Annotated in this window: 1 protein-coding gene and 1 pseudogene; both read left to right on the top strand. The window is 35.4% G+C overall.

Features of this window, described 5'->3' with window-relative positions; translation table 11 throughout:
• Window positions 1-288 (top strand): annotated as a pseudogene (locus AAC147_RS12395) (polymorphic toxin type 37 domain-containing protein); the annotation flags it as partial.
• Between the two features lie 6 nt (window positions 289-294).
• Window positions 295-720 carry a hypothetical protein gene (locus tag AAC147_RS12390; RefSeq protein ID WP_047686768.1) on the top strand — a complete coding sequence of 142 codons (426 nt, stop codon included), beginning with the start codon at window positions 295-297 and terminating at the stop codon, window positions 718-720.
• The last annotated feature ends 82 nt before the right edge of the window (window positions 721-802 follow it).

Below are 802 nucleotides of genomic sequence, written 5' to 3'. Positions count from 1 at the left end.
GGAAAAGCGCTTGGAAAAGGTGGGAAGGCGGCTGTAAAAGGGTTAGGGAACCCCTTCAAGGACAAGACTGCTAAAGAAATTGATGCTATGTTTAGAAAAAAAGGGTTTAAACCTCGTGGTGAAGATCCAGCGGGAGGTACAGGAGGATATGTAAATCCCAAAACTAAACGTTCATATCATATCGATCCCAAAGAATGGGGAAACTATAGAGAACCCAATCATGTTGACGTAAATAGACCTAAGGGCAGTACTCTCCCTAAAAAGAAATATCCGTATAAGGAGGATTAATAGCATATGAATACTCACATATCTTCAAAAGATATTTTTATTACCCTGTCAAGATTTAGAATGTTTTTAAATCATTCCTGGCCTGCTATAGATGAAATACTCTATGACCATGATTGGGATAATGATCAGGAATTTATCGATGAATGGATGAATGCAAACTGGTCTTTATTGGTAGGACGTCGGCTCTTTGGCAAAGATAGTGAAATTCAACCCTATGCCTTAGGAACAATATACATGTTGAAAAATAGCTACAACAGAATCATTGTTACAATTGATAACAAAAAATATATTTTCTCTGAATTTTCCTCGTCGGAGGATGGACTAACCACTGCACCACCTTTTGATATGATGAGAATTGTATCATTGGAAGGAAATATCAGAGCAGTCCCGTTTAAAAGAGAACATTTAACTTTAGAATATAGTAATCAGTAGAGTTTATTATTTAATTAGTTTACACTTTTTTGATAATATTAATAAATCTTAAAAAATAATTGTTGGCTCGCTTATCGGCGAG

It is taken from the genome of Xenorhabdus sp. NBAII XenSa04 (genome assembly GCF_963866145.1).
GTDB classification, from domain to species: domain Bacteria; phylum Pseudomonadota; class Gammaproteobacteria; order Enterobacterales; family Enterobacteriaceae; genus Xenorhabdus; species Xenorhabdus indica.
The sequence above is the reverse complement of the archived record's forward strand: the minus strand, read 5'-3'. Positions and strand labels throughout refer to the sequence as shown.